The 22771-nt window shown below is 45.3% G+C and carries 24 protein-coding genes and 1 tRNA gene; 23 read left to right on the top strand and 2 right to left on the bottom strand.

Features of this window, described 5'->3' with window-relative positions:
• Window positions 1–95 precede the first annotated feature (95 nt).
• The 12 genes from AABI08_RS01915 to AABI08_RS01860 all read left to right on the top strand — a co-directional run bounded on the left by AABI08_RS01915 (window position 96) and on the right by AABI08_RS01860 (window position 9678).
• Complete coding sequence (locus AABI08_RS01915; protein ID WP_338344133.1) at window positions 96–1475, top strand: DEAD/DEAH box helicase; 1380 nt, start codon at window positions 96–98, stop codon at window positions 1473–1475.
• 293 nt (window positions 1476–1768) lie between these two features.
• On the top strand, window positions 1769–2599 hold the full coding sequence (mutM, locus tag AABI08_RS01910) for a DNA-formamidopyrimidine glycosylase (protein WP_338344131.1): 831 nt from the start codon (window positions 1769–1771) through the stop codon (window positions 2597–2599).
• A gap of 118 nt (window positions 2600–2717) precedes the next feature.
• The gene (locus tag AABI08_RS01905; RefSeq protein ID WP_338343405.1) at window positions 2718–3428 is read left to right on the top strand and encodes a DUF975 family protein; all 711 of its coding nucleotides are present in this window, start codon (window positions 2718–2720) and stop codon (window positions 3426–3428) included.
• Window positions 3425–4027, top strand: coding sequence for a dephospho-CoA kinase (coaE, locus tag AABI08_RS01900; protein WP_338343404.1), 603 nt, complete (start codon window positions 3425–3427; stop codon window positions 4025–4027). The genes AABI08_RS01905 and coaE overlap by 4 nt, the downstream gene beginning before the upstream one ends.
• Complete coding sequence (locus AABI08_RS01895) at window positions 4027–5481, top strand: DnaD domain protein (RefSeq protein WP_338343403.1); 1455 nt, start codon at window positions 4027–4029, stop codon at window positions 5479–5481. Before coaE ends, AABI08_RS01895 begins: the two co-directional genes overlap by 1 nt.
• A gap of 8 nt (window positions 5482–5489) precedes the next feature.
• On the top strand, window positions 5490–6446 hold the full coding sequence (gene dnaI / locus AABI08_RS01890) for a primosomal protein DnaI (RefSeq protein WP_338343402.1): 957 nt from the start codon (window positions 5490–5492) through the stop codon (window positions 6444–6446).
• A 97-nt stretch (window positions 6447–6543) separates the two neighbouring features.
• Window positions 6544–7635, top strand: coding sequence for a YibE/F family protein (locus AABI08_RS01885; protein WP_338343401.1), 1092 nt, complete (start codon window positions 6544–6546; stop codon window positions 7633–7635).
• Window positions 7632–8411 carry a YibE/F family protein gene (locus tag AABI08_RS01880; protein WP_338343400.1) on the top strand — a complete coding sequence of 260 codons (780 nt, stop codon included), beginning with the start codon at window positions 7632–7634 and terminating at the stop codon, window positions 8409–8411. The genes AABI08_RS01885 and AABI08_RS01880 overlap by 4 nt, the downstream gene beginning before the upstream one ends.
• The gene (locus tag AABI08_RS01875; RefSeq protein WP_168778095.1) at window positions 8395–8697 is read left to right on the top strand and encodes a hypothetical protein; all 303 of its coding nucleotides are present in this window, start codon (window positions 8395–8397) and stop codon (window positions 8695–8697) included. The genes AABI08_RS01880 and AABI08_RS01875 overlap by 17 nt, the downstream gene beginning before the upstream one ends.
• A gap of 85 nt (window positions 8698–8782) precedes the next feature.
• A tRNA-Cys gene (locus AABI08_RS01870) sits at window positions 8783–8853 on the top strand.
• A gap of 203 nt (window positions 8854–9056) precedes the next feature.
• Window positions 9057–9248 carry a type II toxin-antitoxin system HicA family toxin gene (locus AABI08_RS01865; RefSeq protein WP_338343399.1) on the top strand — a complete coding sequence of 64 codons (192 nt, stop codon included), beginning with the start codon at window positions 9057–9059 and terminating at the stop codon, window positions 9246–9248.
• A gap of 37 nt (window positions 9249–9285) precedes the next feature.
• Window positions 9286–9678, top strand: a complete 393-nt coding sequence (locus tag AABI08_RS01860) for a type II toxin-antitoxin system HicB family antitoxin (RefSeq protein ID WP_338343398.1) — start codon at window positions 9286–9288, stop codon at window positions 9676–9678.
• A gap of 216 nt (window positions 9679–9894) precedes the next feature.
• Here the strand turns inward: AABI08_RS01860 and AABI08_RS01855 are convergent, their stop codons facing one another.
• Entirely contained in the window at window positions 9895–10299 is a 405-nt protein-coding gene (locus AABI08_RS01855; RefSeq protein WP_338343397.1) for a hypothetical protein, read from the bottom strand.
• A gap of 559 nt (window positions 10300–10858) precedes the next feature.
• Between AABI08_RS01855 and AABI08_RS01850 the strand changes: the two genes are divergently transcribed.
• From AABI08_RS01850 to udk, 9 genes are all read left to right on the top strand, one after another.
• A complete protein-coding gene (locus AABI08_RS01850; RefSeq protein ID WP_338343515.1) occupies window positions 10859–11173 on the top strand; it encodes a SemiSWEET family transporter in 315 nt (104 codons plus the stop codon).
• A gap of 244 nt (window positions 11174–11417) precedes the next feature.
• Window positions 11418–13451, top strand: a complete 2034-nt coding sequence (gene recG / locus AABI08_RS01845) for an ATP-dependent DNA helicase RecG (RefSeq protein ID WP_338344128.1) — start codon at window positions 11418–11420, stop codon at window positions 13449–13451.
• Between the two features lie 41 nt (window positions 13452–13492).
• Window positions 13493–14521 carry a phosphate acyltransferase PlsX gene (plsX, locus tag AABI08_RS01840; protein WP_059393694.1) on the top strand — a complete coding sequence of 343 codons (1029 nt, stop codon included), beginning with the start codon at window positions 13493–13495 and terminating at the stop codon, window positions 14519–14521.
• 63 nt (window positions 14522–14584) lie between these two features.
• Window positions 14585–14833 (top strand): acyl carrier protein, encoded by a 249-nt coding sequence (locus AABI08_RS01835; protein ID WP_338343395.1) that lies wholly within the window; start codon window positions 14585–14587, stop codon window positions 14831–14833.
• Between the two features lie 70 nt (window positions 14834–14903).
• Window positions 14904–15389, top strand: coding sequence for a SprT family protein (locus AABI08_RS01830; RefSeq protein WP_338343514.1), 486 nt, complete (start codon window positions 14904–14906; stop codon window positions 15387–15389).
• A gap of 61 nt (window positions 15390–15450) precedes the next feature.
• Entirely contained in the window at window positions 15451–15666 is a 216-nt protein-coding gene (locus AABI08_RS01825) for a hypothetical protein (protein WP_338343394.1), read from the top strand.
• A gap of 93 nt (window positions 15667–15759) precedes the next feature.
• Window positions 15760–16773 carry a substrate-binding domain-containing protein gene (locus AABI08_RS01820; protein WP_338343393.1) on the top strand — a complete coding sequence of 338 codons (1014 nt, stop codon included), beginning with the start codon at window positions 15760–15762 and terminating at the stop codon, window positions 16771–16773.
• A 127-nt stretch (window positions 16774–16900) separates the two neighbouring features.
• Complete coding sequence (locus AABI08_RS01815; RefSeq protein ID WP_338344176.1) at window positions 16901–18244, top strand: MFS transporter; 1344 nt, start codon at window positions 16901–16903, stop codon at window positions 18242–18244.
• A 180-nt stretch (window positions 18245–18424) separates the two neighbouring features.
• The gene (gene udk / locus AABI08_RS01810) at window positions 18425–19060 is read left to right on the top strand and encodes a uridine kinase (RefSeq protein ID WP_168778103.1); all 636 of its coding nucleotides are present in this window, start codon (window positions 18425–18427) and stop codon (window positions 19058–19060) included.
• Between the two features lie 82 nt (window positions 19061–19142).
• Here udk and AABI08_RS01805 read toward each other — a convergent pair whose 3' ends face one another.
• Window positions 19143–19994 carry a MurR/RpiR family transcriptional regulator gene (locus AABI08_RS01805; protein WP_338343392.1) on the bottom strand — a complete coding sequence of 284 codons (852 nt, stop codon included), beginning with the start codon at window positions 19992–19994 and terminating at the stop codon, window positions 19143–19145.
• A gap of 151 nt (window positions 19995–20145) precedes the next feature.
• Between AABI08_RS01805 and gnd the strand changes: the two genes are divergently transcribed.
• Both gnd and gntK read left to right on the top strand, forming a co-directional pair.
• A complete protein-coding gene (gene gnd, locus AABI08_RS01800) occupies window positions 20146–21054 on the top strand; it encodes a phosphogluconate dehydrogenase (NAD(+)-dependent, decarboxylating) (protein WP_047975309.1) in 909 nt (302 codons plus the stop codon).
• 153 nt (window positions 21055–21207) lie between these two features.
• Window positions 21208–22746 (top strand): gluconokinase, encoded by a 1539-nt coding sequence (gene gntK, locus AABI08_RS01795; protein WP_338343391.1) that lies wholly within the window; start codon window positions 21208–21210, stop codon window positions 22744–22746.
• Window positions 22747–22771 lie beyond the last annotated feature (25 nt).

Genomic DNA, 22771 nt, shown 5'->3' with positions numbered 1-22771 from the left:
ATCGTAAGGCGGGCTTTTGTTATAATAGAAGTGAATTTTAATAATTGGCGAATTGTCGTCAAAAAGATAGTCACCCAAAATAAGGAAAATAAACAATGATTTTACCGGAACTTGCCAATTTATTTCATGAACAATTTCAGGAAGAAACGCCAATTCAAAGGGCTCTTTTTGATCGAATGACCGCCGGTGAATCTGTCTTTGGCCTGGCACCGACTGGTTCTGGGAAGACGCTGGCCTTTGCTTTGCCAGTGTTGTCACGGATTGATTTGACGGCCAAGCAGAGTCAGGTTCTGATTTTAGCACCGTCACAGGAATTAGGGGCACAACTTGCCCAGGTTATTCGCCCATATGCGAGTGAGGTTGGTGTCAAGGTCGCTGCCTTAATTGGTGGGGCCAACGGGAAGCGTCAGGCTGATAAGTTGAAGAAGGAAAAGCCGGCTATCGTGGTCGGTACCCTCGGCCGGATTTTAACGATGATTGATGGTGGGGCGTTGAAAACCAAACACCTGAAGACGTTAATTGTTGATGAGGCCGATGCCACCTTGAACGAGGAACATCAGGAAGACTTAAATGCGTTGGCGGATGCGCTTCCTCAGCTTGACCAAGTTGCTCTTTTTTCAGCTACCTCAGGTGTCAACTTGCCCTGGGTTCAGGAACTCTTTGGTCACTCTGTAAAGCCGGTTTCCGTGGAAAATCAGGCACCGAAAACCATTGATCACACTTATTTGCACGTTGATGCCAAGGCGAACCACAAGGTCTTAATCGAATTAGCTCGCCGGCACCAGCAAGCCTTGGTTTTCTTTAACACCATTGGTGCCTTGGTTGCCGCTCAAGCCGCCTTGCGCCACGAACATGCTTCCGTCATGTCCGTTGGAAATAACGAGAAATCACATTTAAAACGGGCTGACGCTCTCCAATCGTTTAAGAAGGGCAAGCTTGACTTATTGCTGGCAACCGATGTGGCTGCCCGTGGTCTTGATATCCAGGGCTTGCCATTAGTGGTCAACGCACAAATTCCAAATAACTTGACAACCTACCTGCACCGAACGGGCCGAACAGGGCGTGCCGGGCTTTCCGGCCAGGTGTTGAACCTGGGTAACGACCACGATATCCGCAAGTTAAAACAGTATTTGCCAGAAGAAATCAGTCTGGAAAAGTTTGATTGGGCCGCAGCCGATGAAAAGCAACAAGAAGCCAAGAAGTTGCAAAAGGCGATGGCGACGGTGGCTGACGACAGTGTGGACGGTGCTGATTTGGCCGACGAACACCAGCCACGGGCTGAAAAGAAGCGGGCTGCCAACCCTCAGGATGGTAAAAACCGCAAGGCTGATAAGAAGAACCGGCAAAAGCAGTCCGAAGAGAAACGCGAACTGACTACTAAGGAAGCTGCTAAGGCGAAGAAGAAGCACCAAGCACGGAAGAAGAAAAATAAGGGAAAGCCAAAGTGGGCTAGCCGACCTCAAGATTCGAAGTAATCTAATCGGTTTTCCTTTTTTTCAAGTGCAGCCAACTGGTAGTTGGCTGCTGATAACAAGGCAAACCGTTGGCCATTATCCCTGTGCTATAATAAAGACAATATGAACTTATTGACAGATTATCCAAAAGATAGTCGGGCAATCGTGCCTGGCTATTTTTTGTTATAATATTTCTTGAAAATATTAATGAAATTTGTTGATTTAACCAGTAATCGTCAAGGTTAGGCCAAAAGTCAGCCAAAAACTAAGCCAAAATATTGAAAACGTTGATATAAAGGGGGTTATCGACCCAAATGCCAGAATTACCTGAAGTTGAAACTGTCCGCCGTGGGCTGACTGCCCTGGTACAGGGGGCAAAAATTAACAGTGTGGCTGTTCCTTATCCAAAAGCCGTGGTTTCTGATTTAACCGATTTTCAGACCGATTTAGTCGGGGCCACCATTGATCAAATTGACCGGCGGGGCAAGTTTTTGCTTTTCCGGCTCTCGAATCAAAAGACCCTGGTTTCCCACCTACGGATGGAGGGCCAGTACTCGGTTGAGCCTGTAGGGGCGACCCCGCATAAGCACACGGAAGTTATCTTTAGCCTAGATGATGACCGTGACTTAATGTACAACGACACCCGTCGCTTCGGCCGGATGCAACTGGTGCCAACAGGTAAAGAATACCAAGAGGTTTCCGGCTTAGCGAAGATGGGACCGGAACCCACTGAAGCTGATTTAGACATTACCTATTTGACCTCAATTTTAGCTAAGTCCCACCGCAAGATTAAGCCATTTTTGCTCGACCAGTCTAACGTGGCTGGCCTCGGTAATATCTATACGGATGAGGTGCTTTGGCAGACCAAGGTCCACCCAGAGACCTTGACGGACCACTTATCGGCGGAAGAGGTGGCCAATCTGCGCCAAAATATCATTCAAGAGATTAACCGGGCGACCGTTCATCATGGAACGACTGTCCATTCATTCTCCAATGTTTTTGGTGAAGTTGGTCAGTTCCAAAACGAACTCGATGTCTATGGTCGGGCCGGTGAACCCTGCCGGCGCTGTGGCACAACCCTCGTCAAAATCAAAGTCGCCCAGCGGGGAACTACTTATTGTCCAAAATGTCAGGTGCAAAAGTAAGGGATTCCTGGTTTGTCTTGTGACTGTGGATTAGGCCGCGAAAATCACCGCTATTTCATTCTATTTATCTTTTAAAAACCCAGCAGAAGGTAATGGTGCCTTCTCGCGAAAGGAACTCATGACAGAAATTACACCAATCTCGCGCAACCGTGTTAAGTTGACCGCAAGAAAACACCTACAAAAAAACTTTGCTGCGGCCATCAAGGCTAACTGGATTGTTATCTTCTTTAACCTTTTTCAAACAGCCTTAGTGCTGACAACGACCTATCTAGTGCTATTGAACTATCACCAAACGGGTCAGCTGGTGTATTTTAACCAACGAAGTGCTTACTTTAGCCAAACGATTGCTAGCACGGTCGCCCTGGTCTTTTCTTGGTCTGCTAAGTGGGCCATCGTGGATCAATTTCAGGAACCAAAGGCCAAGGTCACTTGGAGCCAAAGTATTCAAGCTTTTCGTTTTGGGCGGTTCTTTGCAACCTTTATGCTGGCCTTTGTACAAAATATTCTGCTCTTCTTATGGTCGGCACTAGTGATTCCGGGCTTCGTTAAGTCCTTTTCTTACTCACAGACCTACTATGCTTTTAAGATGGACAGCCTCTTTGGTCGCCAGCAAAAATCCTTGACCGACTATATTTCGATTTCTCGGCGGGTGATGTCCGGACGTAAAATGGAACTATTTCAACTTGAACTTTCCTTTTTAGGTTGGCACTTACTAGGATTTTTGACCTTTGGACTAGCCTATATCTACGTCACACCATATTTGAATACGGCGCGAGTTGTCTACTCAAGCCAAGTCTTTGCGCAAGCTTTGCAGAAGGGGGAAGCATGAAAATCATCGGTTTAACAGGGAGTATTGCTACTGGAAAATCAGCGGTCACCAAGATTGTGGCAGCTGCCGGTTACCGGGTGATTGATGCTGACCTAGTTGCCCGCGAGGTAGTGGAACCAGGTACCTTTACCCTTGAAAAAATCAAGGATGTTTTTGGTTTGGATATCGTTGCAAACGGGGTTTTGAACCGAAAAAAGTTAGGGCAAATAGTCTTTCAAGACCCAGCCAAATTGAAGGAACTCACAGCGATTACGAGTCCAGCCATCTACTCAGCCATCGAGGATAAGCTAAATTTTTTTAAAAACCGTGGTGAAAAGGTGATTTTTGTCGCTATTCCGCTTCTTTTTGAACAAAAGTACGATGAGGCTGGCTGGCTCAACCAAATTTTGGTTGTGGCAACCAATCCCCGCATTGAGCTTGACCGACTAATGGCTCGTGACCACTTAGACGAATATGCGGCTCAAAGCCGAATTAAGGCCCAAATTTCAATTGAAAAAAAGGCTGAGATGGCAGATGTTGTCTTTGATAATAACGGTAGTGAAGAAGAACTAAAGGCGCAAGTGGAAAAGTATTTAACTGATTTAAAGAAGGAAGAATAATGGCTGTTTCCAAGCAGACAATTGAATTTCAGGCGAAAGAGCCGGCCTATTTGAGCCTGCAGGCACCCATTAGTCTTGCTGATTTGGACCGGGTTTTTAGCTTGTACTTGCCATTTTTGGGCGCTAAAGCCTATGCGCTTTACCATTTTATGGTTCAAGAGAGTCAGGCTGGTACAAAGAAATGGTCTGATCACTATTTGCTGCTTGATACGCTAACCCTTTCATTGCCCGATCTTGTCCATGCTCGCAAGGCGCTGGAGGCGGTGGGATTGTTGAAAACCTTCTACCAGGAAGCTGGCGGTTTTGTTGGCTATACATACCAAATTCAGCCGCCAATGACGGCAAGAGACTTCTTTAACGAGGATTTGTTGTCTGGCTTACTCTTTTACTTTGCCGGTGAGGACCGCTTTCAAGTCTTGGCTGACCGTTTTGGTGGTCAACCGGCCGGTCAAGTCACCGGTACCAACGTTGTGAACCTCTCGGCTAGCTTTTTGGAATTCTTTGATAATCCGGTTGCCGGCCGTCAGCCAAGTGTTGAATTGGCAGGGCCAGGGTCGCTGGACGATTTGGACTTTAGCACGCAGACCTTTGACTATGATGCGATGGTCGCCCTTATCCATGGCACAACGGCTGCTAATTTAGCGCCCGACCGGCAATTGATTATGACCCAGCAGGTTCTTTATGGGCTGAACGAGGCTGAATTGGCAACCGCCATTACGCGCAGCATTAACCTTGATGACCACCATTTAAACCGAGCTGCCTTGATGGCCTACTTACAAAATCAGTGGGGAAACAATGCTGAAAAGACAAAGTTAGCCAACCGGGGTAATCAAAGCGAAAGGCCTGTTACTAGTCAGGGGCAGGACAATCAAGCGGTTGGTTCAGCAAGCCAGCAGGCGACCGGAAGCCAGGGTCAACCAACAGCTCAGGCGCCAAATAACCAGAGTCAGCCTACCCAGACGACATCAAAGCAATCAAGGGCCCTGCAATCCTTATATCAGGCCGCTGACCTATTGAGCCCAATTGACTTTCTACGGCAAATTAAAGAAAATAATCATGGTTACGTGACGAAGTCTGAAAGCCAGCTTCTGACCAACCTGGTCCAACAAAATATTTTGCCGGTCCCAGTGATTAATATCCTGATTTACCAGGTTTTGGTGAATATGGATAATTCCGATTTGAAGCGGAACTTGGTTGATTCAATTGCCAATGATTGGGCGAAAAATCAGGTTGATACTGCGCCAAAGGCGGTGGCGGCGATTAAGAATCACCAAAACCAACAGAAGGCCCGTACGAATACGAATCAAAGTCGCTACCAGGGTCGTTATAATCGATCCGGTCAGAAGGTTGAACCGAAGATGGCTCAAAATGACCAGTTGGCCAACCAGGCCAGTCAGGGTGACGATGCAGCTGCCATGATGGCACTGTTGAAGGACCGCAAAACTAAGAATTGAGGTTTGTAATGAAAGATTTAGGGTCAGCCTTAAAAGATTTTCAAAAAAAATACCCCCAAGTTTCCAATGCCCGTTTGGCGCAAACCCTGGAAGTGATTAAGAGCGACCAAGACGTTCAAGACTTTTGGCAGGCACATCAAAAAGAGCTGAAACCCGATGCCTTTGCTGTATCGATGATGGACCTCTTTGAATATGTTAACCAAAAACATCAGAGTAAAAATCCGGACAGTGGGCTCTTTCCTGGTTACCATCCCGTTCTAACGATTGAAAAGGGTTACCCACATGTGACCTACCAGGCCAGCCAGAAAACTCAGGAATCTTTGATGCAAAAAAAGATGTTAAAGATGTTTTCAGTGCCAAAGGATGTACGCCAGGCTGATTTGAAACAATTAGTAGCAGAAGTCGGCCAGCACCCTGGCCGCCAGGCTGCTGTTTCAGCGGCCGTTCGGCTTTTTGACGCTTTGGTTTCAAAAGATGAAGGCCACCAGGACGACTTTGTTCAGGGGCTTTACCTGTATGGCGATTTTGGTGTTGGGAAGACCTATCTGATGGGGGCTTTGGCCAATGCCTTGTCCGCCAACGGGATTTCGGTCATGATGGTCCACTGGACATCGATGATTGAGGACTTGAAGGCCGGCTTCAATAAAAACAGCGCTGATCAAAAAACGGATGATATTATCGCACAGGCCAAGCAGGCCGAAGTCCTGATTTTAGACGATATGGGGACGGATAACCTAACAGCCTGGGCGAGAGATTCGATTTTATCGGTTATCTTGGAATACCGGATGCAAAATCAGTTGACCACTTGCTTTACTTCTAATTTTGATTTAACCTCATTAGAGGAGTATTTGAGTCAAACGAGAGAGGCAAAAGAGCCGGGCAAGGCGGCTCGGTTGATGCAACGAATCCTTTTCTTGGCCCAGCCAGTGGCGGTGGCCGGCGAAAATTTGCGTTTGCGTCGTTAAAAAATTCTGTTGGGGCTGGACAGTTTCTGTGACAGCCCTTTTCTTTTGTAAGCTTTAACTTTGTCCTTTTTCAGGAGGGCAAGAGGGGATGTTGATCATGAAAAAACAGCTTGGCCGCTTGGCCATTATTGCCGTTGTGACCATCCTGGCCTTTTTCTTGGCCCGTTTTGATAGCTTTTTGTACCCCGCCCCTGTTGGCCAGGTAACGGCCGTTAAACAGACCAGTCAGGAAACAACGACGGATGAATTTGGCAACCAGGACGGCCAATATACCCAGAATCTGACGGTTAAATTACTCAACCGTTCCGGCCAAACGGTTAAGATTCAAAATCAGGTAATGGCCTCGCAGACGATGACGACTAATTACGAAGTCGGTGACCAAATTCTGCTCAAGGAGTACTCTGGCTCTTATCAAATTGATACCATCAAGCGCGATTCGACGCTCTTGGCGTTGGTTGCCCTATTGGTAACGGCGACAATCATTTATGTTCGCTTTAAAAAGACCAGTTTCTTACTATTATCGATTGTATTGAACGCTGCCGTCTTTGTGGTCGCGTTGGTTGTTGATGTCCATGTTAAGAGTTTACCGGTTGTTCTCTGGTTTTCTTTGGTGGCAGTGGCTTTAGCTTCACTTTCGCTTTACCTTGTCTTAGGGCGCAGTCGGCAAGCTCATATTACGCTGGCGGCCACGGCCATTACGACTGCCTTGGCGGTTTTTGTCATGTGGTTTGTGTTACTGGTGACGGGCGGTATTGGTGTGCACTTTGAAACCATGTCCTTTGTGACCCAGGTTCCAGCCCCAATTTTCTATGCGCAAACTATTATTGGTGTTTTGGGGGCGGTGATGGATGAGTCAGCTGATATCGTTGCTGGCCTCTTCGGACTGCACCGGGAATCACCGCATCGACCTTTTAAAGACTATTGGCAGGCAGGCTTGTCGGTTGGTCGCGAAATCTTGGGTACCTTGACCAACGTTTTGTTTATGATTTTTATTGCCGAAACCATTCCGATGGTGATTTTGATGCTACGCAATGGTAATAACTGGTCCTATATTTTGGACCAGGTCATGAACCTTGGTATTTTGCAGACGGTGGTTTCTGCTCTTGGCATTGTTTGGGCAGTACCGGTCACAGCTGGTTTGACCGCTTGGAAATTACGTCATCAAGAAGAAGAGGAGGCGGCAAAATGAATTCAATTTTTGTGCTGATTGTGATTCTTCTTCTTTCGTTGATGATTGTGGGTGGTCAGCAAGGGTTGAAGACTTTTTTGGGACTGGTTTTGAACTTTGTCCTGATTTTTACGTTAATTATCCTTGTTAATTGGGGCTTTAATCCCTATATCGTAACGGCTATTATTTCTTTGATGATTCTCTCGGTTGCTATCTATCTTTCGGCCGGTCGGGCGAAGGTCATGGCAATCGCCTGGCAGAGCTCTTTGGTAGTAACTACCGTTGTTGGCTGTTTGTCTTTTTTGACCCAACACTTTGCCCAGGTTCAAGGCTATACCTTGGAAAATTCGGATGAACTGGAAGGTTTATCATTAAATATCGGCATCAACTTTAGCCATTTAGTTGTGATTGTGATGATCATTTCGGCTTTGGGGGCGATTGCTGAAGCTTCGATGGCGGTTACCGCTGATTTGTTTGAGGTGATTGACCGTTCGCCTGATATTACTGAAAAATCATTAAGTGAGCATGCGGAAACCATTGGAAGCCAAATTCTGGGAACGGCGGTTAACACGCTCTTCTTCGGGATGTTAGGGGCTAATATTCCGCTTTTGATTTGGTACCTGCGTCTGCACTACACGTTGGCGGAATTTATCAATGCCAAGCTCTTGGTCATGGAAGTGGCCACGATGTTGTTGGGCATGGTTGGTATTTTGTTATCGATTTGGCTGTCGACTTACATGGTCGAGCGCCGTTACCAAAAGGAAGGACGGAACTTGTTAGATGAATCAGACATTTAATTTGATTGAAGAAATCACCCGCAATGATGGTACGGTTTACTACGAGCTGGGTAATATTTCCGAAAATTCTCGGGCAGAATATGCTGCCGAACATGGGATGATTAAGGAAGTGCGGATTTTAAAGATGAATATTCCACGGTCTTCCCACGTGGAAAAGGTGGAAGACTTTATTAATCACCACTATGATTTTTTACCATTGGAAGCCGACCATTTTGACGAGTGGGTCAAGCCAGATGACATTCAGGCGGAAATGAAGCAGATTCTCTTAGATAACAAATTAGGTTAAATCAGCTTGTGCAATAACTTTCATAAAGGTATTGAAATTTAGACCAATTTTCTTTATAATTATAAGCGTTGTTCAAACGCTTTTTGGTGGCATAGCCAAGTGGTAAGGCATGGGTCTGCAACACCCTGATCGCCGGTTCGACTCCGGTTGCCACCTTGAAAGTAAAGTCCCTGACGGGTTATCCTGTCGGGGACTTTTTTTATTTATTTTTGAACTGCGTTATCTTATCTTGATTTCGTATGATTACTTGTGGTCGATTGGCGCACACAAGAAATTACTTTTCTGATTTTAAAATAGATAGTTGGCAGTAACACGTATATTTATACGTGTTATAATGTTATTTGAAGAAATGAGGAAGCATGGTAGAGTACAACTTCAAAAAGTTGTCCAAAATGGCCAATAATAAGGGCTTTAAAGTTGTTCGTATTAAAGGTAGTCATTATCAGTTCTTGAAGGACGAAACAGGAGAATTGGTTACGATACCTAATCACGGTAAAAAGGCAATTGCTAAAGGCACAGCCCAGCGAATACTGAAAGCATTGGGCTATTAAACTGATTTAGTACGTTAAGATCGAAAAGGTGAGCGATATGAAATATATTTATTATGCAACTCTATATCAAGACGGCGATAGCATTGGTGTTAAGTTTTATGATTTTCCAAATGTGAATACTTTTGGCGATGATGAAATTGAAGCGGCCGAAATGGCCAAAGATGCACTAGAAGGGTATCTGCTTGCTGCCGAAGACAACCAGATTGAATTGCCTGAAAGAACGAACGCTGCTGATATTCAAACAAAAAAAGGTGAGTCCTTGCTTGCTGTTGTGGTTGATACCTCCCTTGTAAGGGAGCGAGAAGACAATAAATTAGTCAAGAAAACGCTGACCATTCCGTCCTACTTAGATAGAGCTGCTCGAGAGAATGGCCTTAACTTTTCTCAAGAGCTGTCAGATCGACTAAAGAAAAAGTTGAAACTGAATTAAGTAGGAGATAATTGCTAGTTAGTCAATAACGTACCCTTTGAAAATGGTTTTCTGAGTGTACGTTAAAATTTGGTAGATGAACTTTTTTAAACTTTTTTGATTTTTCAGGCGTTTAGTTTGCTGGCAAACAAAAAGAAGGCTGTTAAGCCTTCAAATTGCTGCCTCTTATAGGCGCAGAATATTTTTTTCTTTTAACAGGTGGTCAGACCACAGCCATCAATACAGCGGTAAATTTTTGACAGTATCGCCAAGCTTGATGGTTTGACGACTAACGTCTTCAAACGGGAGAATATTGTCGTCATCCACATTTAAAATCAGCGCTTCTTTGCTGGTTAATGGGTAGTTAACATGTGAAGTTGATGGAACAGCGAAGTGACGCTTGTATAAAATCGAGTAGTTTTCGTCGATTTTCAATGGTGTTAGTGTTTCAATTAATGATTCGCAACGACCTAAGAATTTGTCATCATTATAGGGATCAGTAACCTCACCCAAAAGCTTATAGACGCCTAGTTTTTGTCCATAGTAGATGCCGTCTTTTTTGCCAACGTTCACAATCACTTCATACTCATTTAAAATTCTGATAACCTTACCGCTATTTGATTGGCTTGACTCTAATAACATGGGCCTTCTCCTAATACCTAAGTTAATCAGCTTTTAGCGTGGTTCCGGCTCTGCACGTGATGCTTCCGATTATTGTTTGAACTATGTATTCGTATTTATTCCAGCTAACATGATCAGTGCCTGGTCATGTATCGAAAAATTTTCGCTGCATTTGGAAGAAACAAAATCAGCGATTAGCAAGTTATGCCCTTGCACAAAATACTATTAATTGTCTAAAATGTCATCTTCGGTGGATGACATACTTTATTCTATCAAAAATGAGATAAAAACTAACAAAAAGTAATAAAATTTCCTTTTAAAAGCGGTCGAAAAAAGCTTTACCTATTTCCATTTCTAGAATATTGATTGAGCTAAATTATTTGTGCTCAATTTTTTTGCTTATAGGGAGACAAAATTGGTTCTGGCAGTCTTGATAAGGAACAAAACTTTTTAGTGGTAAAATGTCTATTTTCTCTTATCCAACATTTCGCTGCGATTGTCCTTGCGTTTTTTTTGAGTGTGTTATAATTGACACAATCATTCGAGCGAATGATGGAATAGGAGATACAAAATCATGGGCATGCGTGTTGATAATTATGTTTCACCAGAAGAAAAAAAGCAGGTAGATGAGAAGCGGATTAAGATGTTGAAGATCTTTTCTAAGGTCGCAACCGTGATGAACATCTTGATGTACGTTTCATACTTTCCACAGATTATTTCCAACTTTAGCGGCCACCCAGTTAACTGGCTCCAACCAGCCGTTGCAATGGTCAACGCTACGTTATGGACTGGTTATGGTTGGTTGAAGACCTATAAGGATTGGCCAATCATCATTTCCAACGTTCCAGGAATTTTCTTTGGAGCGGTTACTTTTATCACAGTATTTATTCATTAAAGAACAAAAGTCGCCACGGGCGTCTTTTTTTATGGCTAAAAAATGAGAAAATCAGTGTACTGATAACTAGCATTGAAGAAAGTACCATGCCAAAAAAATACCAGCAAGTTGACTTCTGATTTTGGTGGCGAAAGTGACAAAATTGTTGCAAAGGCGGTGCTGACGGGCTTGCTAGCGTGGGTGATATTTCCTTTCGTTCTTGAAAATGGTAAAATATTGCTTATCAAAAAGAGGGGATAGACTCATGTCATTGGCTTTAGAAGACCCTGTTTCAGCACTGTCTGGTGTCGGGGAAAAAAGACAAGCTGCGCTACGCGACTTGGGTATTTTTACAATTGAAGACTTGTTGACTTACTATCCCTTCCGCTACGAGGACCTGGGTGCAAGGCGGCCATCGGAAACACTCGATGGGGAAAAGGTCACGTTTAAAGGGATTGTTTCCACACCTGCCGTCGTTCGGCGCTTTGGAAAACGGTCGCAGACGGTTTTAGGGCTCTTGATTGACCGTGAAAACATCCGGGTAACCTTCTTTAACCAGCCCTGGGTTGCGAAAAATATCGAGGTCGGCCAGGAGGTTGCCGTCTATGGAACCTACAACGCAGCCAAAGCGGCCCTATCCGCTATCAAATTAGTCCCAGCCACGACCGATGCCCTCGATCCAATTTATCCGGCCTCCAAGGGAGTTAAGGCCAAGACGATTGCTGATTTGGTTGAGCAAGCCTGGGGACAGCTGCGTGGGCAGATGCCAAACTTGGTGCCACAACACTTACGTGATAAGTACCGACTTCTCGATAAAAATCAGCAAATCGAGTGGGCTCATTTTCCCAAGGATTCAGCGGAAGCCAAGGCCGGTCGGCGGTCGGCTGCCTTTGAAGAATTCTTTATTTTTCAAATGCGCCTGCAATTAATTAAACAGGCGGATCAGTCCTTTGGTGGCCAGCCACTTAACTACGACAAAGAGGCGGTTGCCAAACTGATTAACCGCCTTCCTTATGACTTAACTGCTGCCCAAAAGCGAGTGGTCGGCGAAATTTTGGCCGACCAACACGATGCACGGCACATGAACCGTCTCTTACAAGGTGATGTTGGTTCTGGAAAAACGGTGGTGGCAGCCATCGCCATGTATGCAACGGTGACTGCCGGCTGTCAGGCGGCCTTAATGGCGCCAACCGAAATTCTGGCCCAGCAACACGCCAAGAGCCTGGCAAAGCTCTTTGACCAGGCGGGGATCGACCTGCGGGTGGAACTGTTGACTTCCGGCCTGAAGGCTGCGCAGCGTCGCCAAATCTTAACTGATTTAACCAATGGTGAGATTGATATTGTGGTTGGCACTCATGCCCTGGTGCAAGATGATGTTTACTTCCATCATCTCGGCTTAGCAGTCATTGATGAGCAACACCGTTTTGGTGTGAAGCAGCGGTCAAAGCTGCGCGAGGGGGGGATGAACCCTGATATCCTGGCCATGACGGCGACACCAATTCCAAGAACCTTGTCCATTACAGCCTATGGCGAGATGGAAGTTTCCGTGATTGATGAATTACCAGCTGGACGGAAACAGATTATTACGAGTCAGCTTTCTCAAAGGCAGTTTGACCAAGCGCTGGCTTTAATGAAGGAAGAATTGGCCAAGGGGGCTCAGGCGTATGTCGTGACGCCTTTGATTGAGGAGTCCGAGACATTGGATGTTCGAAACGTCACCGAAGTCTACCAGACCTTGCAAGCAGCCTTGCCAGATTATACGGTTGGCCTCTTGCACGGGCGCTTGAAAAAGGATGACAAGGATACCCTGATGCAGGGCTTCAAGGATAATCAGGTCCAGGTCTTGGTTGCGACGACCGTCGTTGAGGTTGGGGTCGATGTGCCCAATGCTTCCATTATGTTAATATTAGATGCTGACCGTTTCGGTTTGGCTCAGCTCCATCAATTGCGGGGCCGGGTTGGCCGAGGTGACCGCCAGTCTTATACGGTTTTGGTGGCCGACCCTAAGACCGACTATGGTAAGGAACGACTCAAGGCCTTAGTTGATACAACCGATGGCTTTGAATTAGCCCAGCGCGACTTGGAATTACGAGGCGCAGGTGATATCTTAGGGACAAAGCAGTCGGGGATGCCTGAATTTCAGGTGGGGGATCCGGTCAAGGATTTGACCATGCTGACGATTGCTCAGCAGGAGGCCTTAAGTCTCGTGCGTGAGTCGGATTGGGATAACCAGGTGGAAAATCAGCCCCTAGTGACCTACTTATCCAAAACTATGGCGCAGTTCCGCCATTTTGATTAATCAATAAGAAATAAGACGATAATTTTAGGAGAAAAATTGTGATTAAGATTGCCATTGATGCGATGGGTGGGGACTTTGCCCCAGATGAAATTGTTAAGGGTGTTGAAATGGCCCGTGACCGTTATGCCGGCTTGGAATTCCAATTATTTGGAACTGAAGCCAAGGTCCGTCCATTGATTCAAAATAATGATCGAATTACATTGATTCCAACGACAGAAGAAATCGAGATGGGTGAAGAGCCCGTGAAGGCAATGAAAAATAAGCCTGACTCTTCTTTGGTGCGCGCTGCAACGGCCGTGAAGGAAGGAACGGCAGATGCCCTGTTCTCTGCCGGCAATACCGGTGCCATCCTATCTTCGGCCATCTTTATTGTTGGCCGGATTAAGGGTGTCGACCGTCCGGCTTTGGCTTCTGCAATTCCATCATTTGGTGGCCCTAATGATTCATTTGTTTTCATGGACTTGGGCGCCAATGCTGAAAACAAGCCGGCCCACCTTTACCAATATGGTATTTTGGGTAGCTTCTATGCCCAGTCTGTTATGGGTATTCAAAACCCTCGTGTTCGTCTATTAAATAACGGGGGCGAAGAAGACAAGGGGGATGAAACCCACAAGGCAGCCCACCAGTTGATGAAGCAGGCAACCGCCTTTAATTTCCTAGGCAATGTTGAGGCCCGTGAAATTCTGGAAGGCACTGCCGACGTTGTTGTTGCTGATGGTTTCTCTGGCAATGCTGCTTTGAAGGCCATGGAAGGAACGGCGTTGACGATGATGGATCAGTTGAAGGATTCGATTAAATCAGCCGGCTTCCGTGGCATGTTGGGTGCCCTCTTGATGAAGCCAGCCTTGCGTTCTTTGAAGCATAAGATGGACTTTAACGAACAGGGTGGTGCCGTGGTCTTGGGTGTGAAGGCACCTGTCGTTAAGACGCACGGTTCTGCTAAGGCAAATGCTGTTGCCAACACGATGGGCCAGATTCAAACGATGGTGCAGGAAAACTTGGTCGAGAAGACAACGGCCTTTATTAAAGAAAATGCCGACGCTTTGAAGGCAAAGAAAATTGAAAAATAAAAATCAGCCTGACGGTCGTGACTGCTATTGCCCACGTGCCGTTAATCGCTGAAGGAGTAACAAATGGCGTTTACAAAAGAACAGATTTATGACCGGTTAGCAAAGGAAGCCGCACAACGGTTTTCATTAAAAGCTGAGAAGGTTAGCCCCGATCTGAACTTTGCTCAGGATACATCGGCCGATTCGATTGATGTGGTTGAGTTAGTCTTAGAAGTCGAAGATGAATATAATATGGAAATTCCAGACGAAGAGCTGGATTCCCTAACAACTTTGCAGAAGGTTGTTGACTACGTCTATGTTCACCAGGCGTAATCGGCGGCAGGTTAGCCCGAGGGTCAAAACGCCACGGACGACACCTGCACACCGAAAATCAGCGGTGACCATCCGTAGTGAACCTGGTCGTGGTTTTGAATCGGCTGAACTTAAGCAAGCTGATTTACAGGCCTTTGTTGAAAAAGTTTCTTTAGAGTTCTTTGGGCGGCCTTTTACGCATCAAGCGATTTATAACAACCGCTTGCAAACAACGGGTGGCCGCTATCACCTAGCTGATCATCATATTGACTTTAACCCGAAGATGGCCCACCGGGTTGATTTTATCGGCATTGTCAAGCATGAACTAACCCACTATCATCTTCATCTGGCACACCGAGGTTATCAACATAAGGATGCCGATTTTAAGGCACTTTTGCAGCAGGTCGGTGGGTCGCGCTATGCGCCGGCTCTCGGCCCAAGAAAGCAGCAGAGCGTGAAATGGCACTATCGTTGTCAAAACGGCCACGACTTTTATCGCAAACGACGGGTGGACACGAAAAAGTATCGCTGTGGCCAGTGTCGAGGTCGACTGACCTTGGTGGAAGAAATTCGTTAGTTCTTGAAATTTTCTTGGCCAAACAAATGATTATTTTTACAGATTAAAAAGGGAAGGAATCATGACGTTACTTAAAGTTGGCTGGAGTTTTCTAATTTTACTTGCTTACCCAATTACATTCTTATGGGCAGCTAACCATGGGTGGCCAACCTGGCTAACCCTGGTTGCCGCTTTCGTCTTAATGCTTGTCGGCAGTCTTGGTTTTATGGCCATCGCCTACGGTGGCTACCGGCAACAGGAATTAATGGATACGCACCAAGATGAAAATGTCTTGTAATTTAAATGAAAAGGCCGTGTAAGCGTTTGCACAGACGGCCTTTTTTTGCTATGATTAAACTTTAGAAGAGGCTTTATATAAGGAGTTATGGCGATGGCAGAGCAAAAGAAAAACGCAACAATTTATGATGTCGCCGAAAAGGTCGGCGTTTCACTGGCCACTGTTTCCCGAGTTGTTAATGGCAATGATAATGTGCGCCAGTCAACCAGAGACAAGGTATTGAAGGCGATTGACGAGCTAGGCTACCAGCCCAATGCGGTAGCTCGGGGCTTAGCCTCCAAGAAAACCACTACTATTGGTGTGGTCATGCCGGATGTGACGAATGTTTTCTATTCCGAATTAACGCGGGGTGTTGATGATATCGCCCAAATGTACCAATACGACGCTTTGCTAACTAATACGGATGACGACCAGGATCGAGCCGTGACGGCTATCAAAAACTTGTTGACGAAGCAGGTCGACGGTATTATCTACATGGGGACTAAGCTCTCGGCGCCAGTGATGGCCATGATTCAATCTGCCGGCGTTCCGGTTGTCTTGGCCGGATCCGTGGCCGAAAACGAGGCCTTGCCGTCTGTTAACATCGATTATGTCACTGCTTTTGAAACGGTCACTACTAAGTTGCTGGCCCGCGGTCATCAAAGAATTGCCTTGGTCCTTGGATCAAGGGATCGGGCTATTGATCAGGACTTTCGTTTAGTTGGTTACCAACGTGCTTTGCAAGAAGCGGGCATCGATTACGATGACCAGCTGGTCTTTGCTAAGGCGCGGACGTATGAAGCTGGTCAACTGCAGGCGGCTGATTTAATGGCCCAGGATGTGACGGCTGTTGTTGCTTATGATGACGAAATTGCCGTTTCAATCTTGAACTACTACCAGGACCATGGGTACAAAGTGCCGGAAGACTTGGAAATTGTCACGTCAAACAATACGAATTTCTCGATTGTTTCTCGCCCAGAGCTTTCATCGATTAACCAACCTAAGTACGATATCGGGGCCGTTGCCATGCGGATGTTGACAAAGTTGATGAATGGCGAAGAACTGACAGATACGCAAATTAAGTTGCCATATACTTTGATTAGTCGCGGATCGACAAGAACTAAATAGACAAAAACAGGAATTCCATTCTAGGGTTTCTTTTTAATTTAGAATCATTATAAATAACTTGCCATTTTTGAATTTTTTCTATAGAATAAAGGGATAATCAACAAAGGGGGAAATTTCCTTGAAAAATATGAAGCGCTTGTCGCCATTTTCACTGGTCTTGTTATTTACATCCTTTACGATGTCGATTTCACAATCCACGATGACGACAGCCTACCCAATTTTAATGAAGCAGTTTGGGATTAACGCTGCTAATGTGCAGTGGGTAACCTCTGGCTTTATGGTTGCTATGACCTTAGTGATGCCTTTGTCACCCTGGTTACTAGACAACATTCCATTGAAAAAGTTATTGAATTTGATTGTCGGTGTCTTTCTTGTTGGAACGTTGTATGCGATGGTCACGCCAAACTTTCTTGGTGTCGTCATTGGTCGTTTGCTAGAGGGGGTCGCTGTTGGGGCACTCTTTCCAACTTACCAGGCAGTTATCCTAGAAAATACGCCAAAGGATGACCGTGGTGTGGCGATGGGAACCGTTGGTCTGGTGATGGGTTCGGCACTGGCTGTTGGACCAATCGTTTCCGGTATTGTTTTACAGTGGGGATCGTGGCGAATTTTGTTTGGCTTGTTCTTTATTGTCTTGCTGGTTTTGATTACCACGATGCAGTCCAAGATTGAAAATACGCACAAATTAGAGCCACGTAATTTTGACTTTTTGTCTGCTGTTCTTCTGATTGGCTTTGCCGGTATCCTCTATACGATTTCGGTTTTGCCCGCTACTGGTTGGAATTGGCCACTGGGGCTGATTTTGTTGCTTTCAGTCATTTTCTTACTGACCTTTGTCGTGCGCCAGTTGAAGGAAGAAACCCCATTTTTGGATTTGCGGGTTTTCAAGTACCAGGGCTATTTGCCAGCTATGTTGCTAACTGGGATGTCTTATTCTGGCTTAATTACTGCGACGGTTTTGATGCCGTTGTACTTCCAAAAGGTTTATCACTTGGTGCCGGTTATTTCAGGTCTGTTGATGATTCCAGCAGCGGTCTTCTTGTCTTCCATGAACCCACGCGCCGGCCGGTTGCTTGAGAAGATTGGCTTGCGCCCCTTGGTCTTGCTTGGGTCAACCATGATGGTTTTGGGCTACTTGGACTTAGCTGTCTTTGGAACAAAGTACCTGCTACTAGCCATCATTGGCGCCATGCTCTTGGAAGGTGGCAACGCCTTCATCATGATGCCAGCGGTTACGGCTGCTAATAATGCTTTGCCTAAGCACCTGGTTTCCCACGGGACAGCCATTATTACGACCATGCGTCAGGTGATTGGTGCAACCTCGATTTTGGTTGCTAGTATTTTGATTGGTGTGTTCATCAAGTCGACTTCTTATGGAGCTGCATTAAGCCACACGGCTGCTTGGTTTATTTTGATTCCACTGTCTGGCTACTTATTGGCCAGTCGGATTCGTGTCCAAAAGCAGGATTAAAAATCAGAAAAGAAATTGTTTTTGTGTTGAAGCCCAAAATTTGTTAATTTTGGGCTTTTTATGACGCTGATTTCCCTTTTTGAAACAAAATGATACTAGCTTTTAGGGCCGTTATCACGTAAAATAGGTTGGATAAGAAAAAATGATTGAGTGGGCTTTTTTGGCCCCTTGGAGGCAATTTTGGCAAAGAAACCGTTACTAATTGGTATTACAGGTGGGTCTGGTTCTGGTAAGACCACCGTTTCCAAGGCGTTAATCACTCGTTTAAGTGCAAACCAGCCAGTCTTGTTGCAGCAAGACGTTTACTACAAGGACCAGTCGGACAAGCCAATGTCTGAACGGGTTAAGACGAACTATGATCATCCGGATTCGATTGAGACGGATCGGTTCGTTGCTGATTTGGAAAAGTTGATTGACTATCAGGCAATTGATATTCCGGTTTATGATTATGCGCAACACACGCGATCAAGCGAAACGGTTCATATTGAACCAGCTGATGTGATTATTGTTGATGGGGTTTTGCTTTTCAATGATGCCCGTGTTCGTCACTTGCTTGATTTGAAGGTGTTTGTTGATACGGACGATGATATTCGCTTTATCCGTCGTCTCCAACGTGACACGCATGAACGTGGCCGGACGGTTGAAGGCGTGATTGAGCAATACTTGGCAACTGTTAAGCCAATGCACAATCAATTCGTTGAACCAACAAAACGTTATGCAGACATTATCGTGCCAGAGGGTGGCGAAAACTTTGTGGCCATCGATATGTTGATGAACCAGGCAATTGCCATGGTTGAAAAAGAAGAACAAGAATAGTAAACAAAAAACGCACTGTTGATGAAACAGTGCGTTTTTTGCTGACTAATACTGATTTTTAAGCAAAGATACGAAACGGTGATTAATGAAGGCGGGTGCTCTCAATCACATCACGCATGGTATCGACGACATGCTGTGTTTGGGTTGGTAGCTTGGATCCAGCAAGGGTGAAAAGCGTGTCGATAATGGTTAACTGGGCAACCAAAGAAGACATCGATTCTGACCGAAAATTAATTTCTTCAGCCAAGGATAAGAAGACTAAATCAGCCATCTCGGCCAAAGGGGAATCGGCGAAGGAAGTAATTGCGATAAAGGGAACCTTGTTGTCCTTTAACTTTTGGGCAACGAAGAGGGTGTCCTCGTTTCGACCGGAATGGGAAATAACGACAGCGGTATCTTGTGGCGTTAGTTTGACGGCCTGCATCAATTGGATGTCGTAATCTGGGTGTGAAATCACATCAATTGGGGTCCGTAAGAACTTGTGGTAGGCATCAAAGGCCGCAATCGAAGAACCACCAATGCCAAAGAAACCAACGCGCTTTGCTGAGGTCAGCCACTTCACCGCTTGGTCTAATTTTTCAGCGGTTAAGTTATCGCTGGTCATTGAAAGGGCGTTTTGAGCACCGGCAAAGACTTTCTTTGTAATGGCGGCTGTATCATCAGCATCCTCAATTTCACCAAATAAATCGACAGGTGGCTTTCGTTGATTATAGGAGGCGAGGGCCACCGAAAAGTCACGGTAGGAGGCGAAGCCGATTTTTTTAACAAAACGTGAAATGGAAGCAGTGGATACGCCAGTTTCTTCAGCCATTTCACGGATGGTGCCGGTTGCGGCCTCGGCGGGTTTCGCTTTAATATAGGTAATCAGTTTACTTTCGGTCTGATTATAACCGGCCGGATTTTGTCCGAGTTTAGCAAAAATTGAATTTGGCATAATTGTCTCTCTTTATTATTGAAGAACCTAAGAATATAAATACTATACCGAAATTGAAATTTATTTTCAATTATCACTTGCATCATGTAAATAATTTTCATATAATAAGACTTGTAGTTTAATAGAAGAATTTAAAAAAGAGGTAATACACATGAAGTTTGCCATGATCGGCCTTGGTAAGATGGGTCTTAACTTGGTTAAGAACGCCGTTGACAATGGTCATGAAGTTGTTGCATTCGACTTGAACAAGGATTTTGTTGCAGAAGCAGATGCTTACTCAGACAAGGTTGAAGGCGCAAGCACAATCGATGACATGTTGGCTAAGTTGCCATCACCAAAGGTTGTTTGGGTAATGGTACCAGCTGGTGTTCCAACAAACTCAACAATCGATACTTTGATTGAAAAGATGGATAAGGGCGACATCATCATTGATGGTGGAAACTCAAACTACAAGGATAACTTGGAACAAAACAAGCGCACGACTGCAGCTGGTTTGAAGTTCTTCGATGCTGGTACTTCTGGTGGAATGTCAGGTGCTCGTAACGGTGGAAACTTCATGATTGGTGGCGATGATGCCGAAGCATGGAAGACAATCGAACCATTGTTTGCTTCAATCGCTTTGGAAGATGGTTACTTGTACACTGGTCGTTTGGGATCAGGTCATTACTTGAAGATGGTTCACAACGGAATCGAATACGGTATGATGCAAGCCATCGCCGAAGGTTTCGAAGTATTGGAAGCTTCACAATTCGATTACGACTACGAAGCAGTCGCAAAGTTGTGGAACCACGGTTCAGTTGTTCGTTCATGGTTGATGGAATTGGCCGAAGAACAATTTGCTAAGGATCCAAAGTTGTCAAAGATTTCTGGACGGATGCACTCATCTGGTGAAGGAAAGTGGACAGTTGAAGAATCACTTGACTTGGAAGTTCCAGCCCCAGTTATCTACTTGTCACTTGCAATGCGTTACCGTTCATTGCAAGAAGACACGTTCACTGGAAAGGTTGTTTCAGCATTGCGTAACGGCTTTGGTGGACACGCTATGGACGCTGCTAAGTAATTTAAGATTTGTTTTGAAACTTGCTCCCGTTACTTGGGAGCTTTTTCTATGAAAAACTTATTCTATCAAGCACCTTGCTATTCTAGATTAAGTTGAATTATCAGAAAAAAGGCCGACTGGCCTTTTTTCTGGAATTGTGATGGAGAAATAATCATGGATTATATGATTGGTATCGATTTAGGAACGACCTCTACCAAGGCCGTTTTGTTCGATGATCAAAACCAAGTGGTGGCCCAATCCAACGTTGGTTATCCCTTATACCGGGATCAAACGGATATGGCGGAAGAAGACTTAGAGGAAATCTTTGTTGCCTTCACCAATGCTCTAGCTGCTGTTGTTCGTAAGGCAAAGTTGAGCGAAGGTAATAAGATTGCAGCCGTTTCATTCTCATCAGCAATGCACTCATTGATTGCTTTTGATAAGGATTGGAAGCCGCTGACACGTGTTATTACTTGGGCGGATACTCGCGCCGTTAAGTATGCTGATGAATTGAAGGAATCCGGTCAGGGGATGGAAATCTACCAAAAGACCGGAACGCCAATTCATCCAATGGCACCTTTGTCAAAGTTGCTTTGGTTGAAGAATGATCAGCCAGATATTTACAACAATGCTGCTCATTACTTGGGTATTAAGGAATATTTGTTCTTCCGTTTGTTTGGTGCAAACAAGATGGATATTTCAATTGCTTCAGGAACTGGCTTGTTCAACATCTTTAACTTGGATTGGGATGAGCAAGCGATGTCGGTAACTGGTTTGTCAAAGGACCAATTGCCCGAACCTGTTTCACCATATGAATACGAAACCAAGATGAAGAGCGACTATGCGACGGTTCTTGGCTTGCCTGCTGATACACCATTTGTTTATGGTGCCGGTGATGGTCCATTGTCAAACCTTGGTGTTGATGCCGTTCAACCTGGTGTCGCTGCAATTACGATTGGTACTTCTGGTGCCATCCGTGTTGTTTCTGATAAGCCAGTTATCGATCCAAAGGGTCGAACATTTACTTATGCCTTGGATAAGGATCACTGGGTTGTTGGTGGACCAGTTAACAACGGTGGCGATGTCTTCCGTTGGGCCCGCGATAACCTCTTTGATGCCGAGAAGTCAACAGCAGCATTGCTTGGACAAGATGCTTATGACTTGATGACTGAAGTGGCATCAAAGATTCCTGCTGGCTCAGATGGTTTGCTTTTCCATCCATACTTGGGTGGTGAACGAGCACCAATCTGGGATGCAAACGCTCGTGGCTCATTCTTTGGTTTGAACCATTCACATACTCGAGCAAACATGATTCGTGCCGTTCTGGAAGGAATTACCTTTAACGTCTACATGGTCTCATTGGCCTTGGAAGAAGTTGTTGGTTCATTGAAGTCCATCCAGGCAACTGGTGGTTTTGCTCGCTCACCTTTGTGGCGACAAATGTTTGCTGATATCTTTGAGCAACCTGTGACAGTGCCACAAGCCTTTGAATCAGGGGCATTGGCCGCCGTTGTTGTGGCTCAAAAGGCCTTGGGTCAAATCGATGATTTGTATGAAATCTCAAAGTATGTTGGTAAGTCAAACACTTACCAGCCAGACCCAGAAAACTTCGAAGCTTACCGGGAATTGGCACCAATCTTTATTCGCTTGTCACGCCAATTGCAAACTGAATATGATAACATTGCCGACTTCCAGCGTAAGCACATGAAGTAAGGCGCAGAGATAATAGGAGAGAAAG

Source organism: Fructobacillus evanidus, from assembly GCF_963580165.1.
In the GTDB taxonomy this organism is placed as follows: Bacteria; Bacillota; Bacilli; order Lactobacillales; family Lactobacillaceae; genus Fructobacillus; species Fructobacillus evanidus.
The sequence above is the reverse complement of the archived record's forward strand: the minus strand, read 5'-3'. Positions and strand labels throughout refer to the sequence as shown.

Bases quoted from the DNA above. Each gene is read 5' to 3' on its own strand.
- AABI08_RS01865 (WP_338343399.1), top strand. From the start codon at position 9,057: ATGGTAGAGTACAACTTCAAAAAGTTGTCCAAAATGGCCAATAATAAG.
- AABI08_RS01805 (WP_338343392.1), bottom strand. From the start codon at position 19,994: ATGCCAAATTCAATTTTTGCTAAACTCGGACAAAATCCGGCCGGTTAT.
- mutM (WP_338344131.1), top strand. From the start codon at position 1,769: ATGCCAGAATTACCTGAAGTTGAAACTGTCCGCCGTGGGCTGACTGCC.
- dnaI (WP_338343402.1), top strand. From the start codon at position 5,490: ATGAAAGATTTAGGGTCAGCCTTAAAAGATTTTCAAAAAAAATACCCC.
- AABI08_RS01835 (WP_338343395.1), top strand. From the start codon at position 14,585: ATGGCGTTTACAAAAGAACAGATTTATGACCGGTTAGCAAAGGAAGCC.
- AABI08_RS01825 (WP_338343394.1), top strand. From the start codon at position 15,451: ATGACGTTACTTAAAGTTGGCTGGAGTTTTCTAATTTTACTTGCTTAC.
- AABI08_RS01820 (WP_338343393.1), top strand. From the start codon at position 15,760: ATGGCAGAGCAAAAGAAAAACGCAACAATTTATGATGTCGCCGAAAAG.
- gnd (WP_047975309.1), top strand. From the start codon at position 20,146: ATGAAGTTTGCCATGATCGGCCTTGGTAAGATGGGTCTTAACTTGGTT.
- gntK (WP_338343391.1), top strand. From the start codon at position 21,208: ATGGATTATATGATTGGTATCGATTTAGGAACGACCTCTACCAAGGCC.
- AABI08_RS01850 (WP_338343515.1), top strand. From the start codon at position 10,859: ATGCGTGTTGATAATTATGTTTCACCAGAAGAAAAAAAGCAGGTAGAT.
- AABI08_RS01860 (WP_338343398.1), top strand. From the start codon at position 9,286: ATGAAATATATTTATTATGCAACTCTATATCAAGACGGCGATAGCATT.
- AABI08_RS01885 (WP_338343401.1), top strand. From the start codon at position 6,544: ATGAAAAAACAGCTTGGCCGCTTGGCCATTATTGCCGTTGTGACCATC.
- AABI08_RS01855 (WP_338343397.1), bottom strand. From the start codon at position 10,299: ATGTTATTAGAGTCAAGCCAATCAAATAGCGGTAAGGTTATCAGAATT.
- recG (WP_338344128.1), top strand. From the start codon at position 11,418: ATGTCATTGGCTTTAGAAGACCCTGTTTCAGCACTGTCTGGTGTCGGG.
- AABI08_RS01880 (WP_338343400.1), top strand. From the start codon at position 7,632: ATGAATTCAATTTTTGTGCTGATTGTGATTCTTCTTCTTTCGTTGATG.
- AABI08_RS01905 (WP_338343405.1), top strand. From the start codon at position 2,718: ATGACAGAAATTACACCAATCTCGCGCAACCGTGTTAAGTTGACCGCA.
- AABI08_RS01815 (WP_338344176.1), top strand. From the start codon at position 16,901: ATGAAGCGCTTGTCGCCATTTTCACTGGTCTTGTTATTTACATCCTTT.
- AABI08_RS01895 (WP_338343403.1), top strand. From the start codon at position 4,027: ATGGCTGTTTCCAAGCAGACAATTGAATTTCAGGCGAAAGAGCCGGCC.
- coaE (WP_338343404.1), top strand. From the start codon at position 3,425: ATGAAAATCATCGGTTTAACAGGGAGTATTGCTACTGGAAAATCAGCG.
- AABI08_RS01875 (WP_168778095.1), top strand. From the start codon at position 8,395: ATGAATCAGACATTTAATTTGATTGAAGAAATCACCCGCAATGATGGT.
- AABI08_RS01915 (WP_338344133.1), top strand. From the start codon at position 96: ATGATTTTACCGGAACTTGCCAATTTATTTCATGAACAATTTCAGGAA.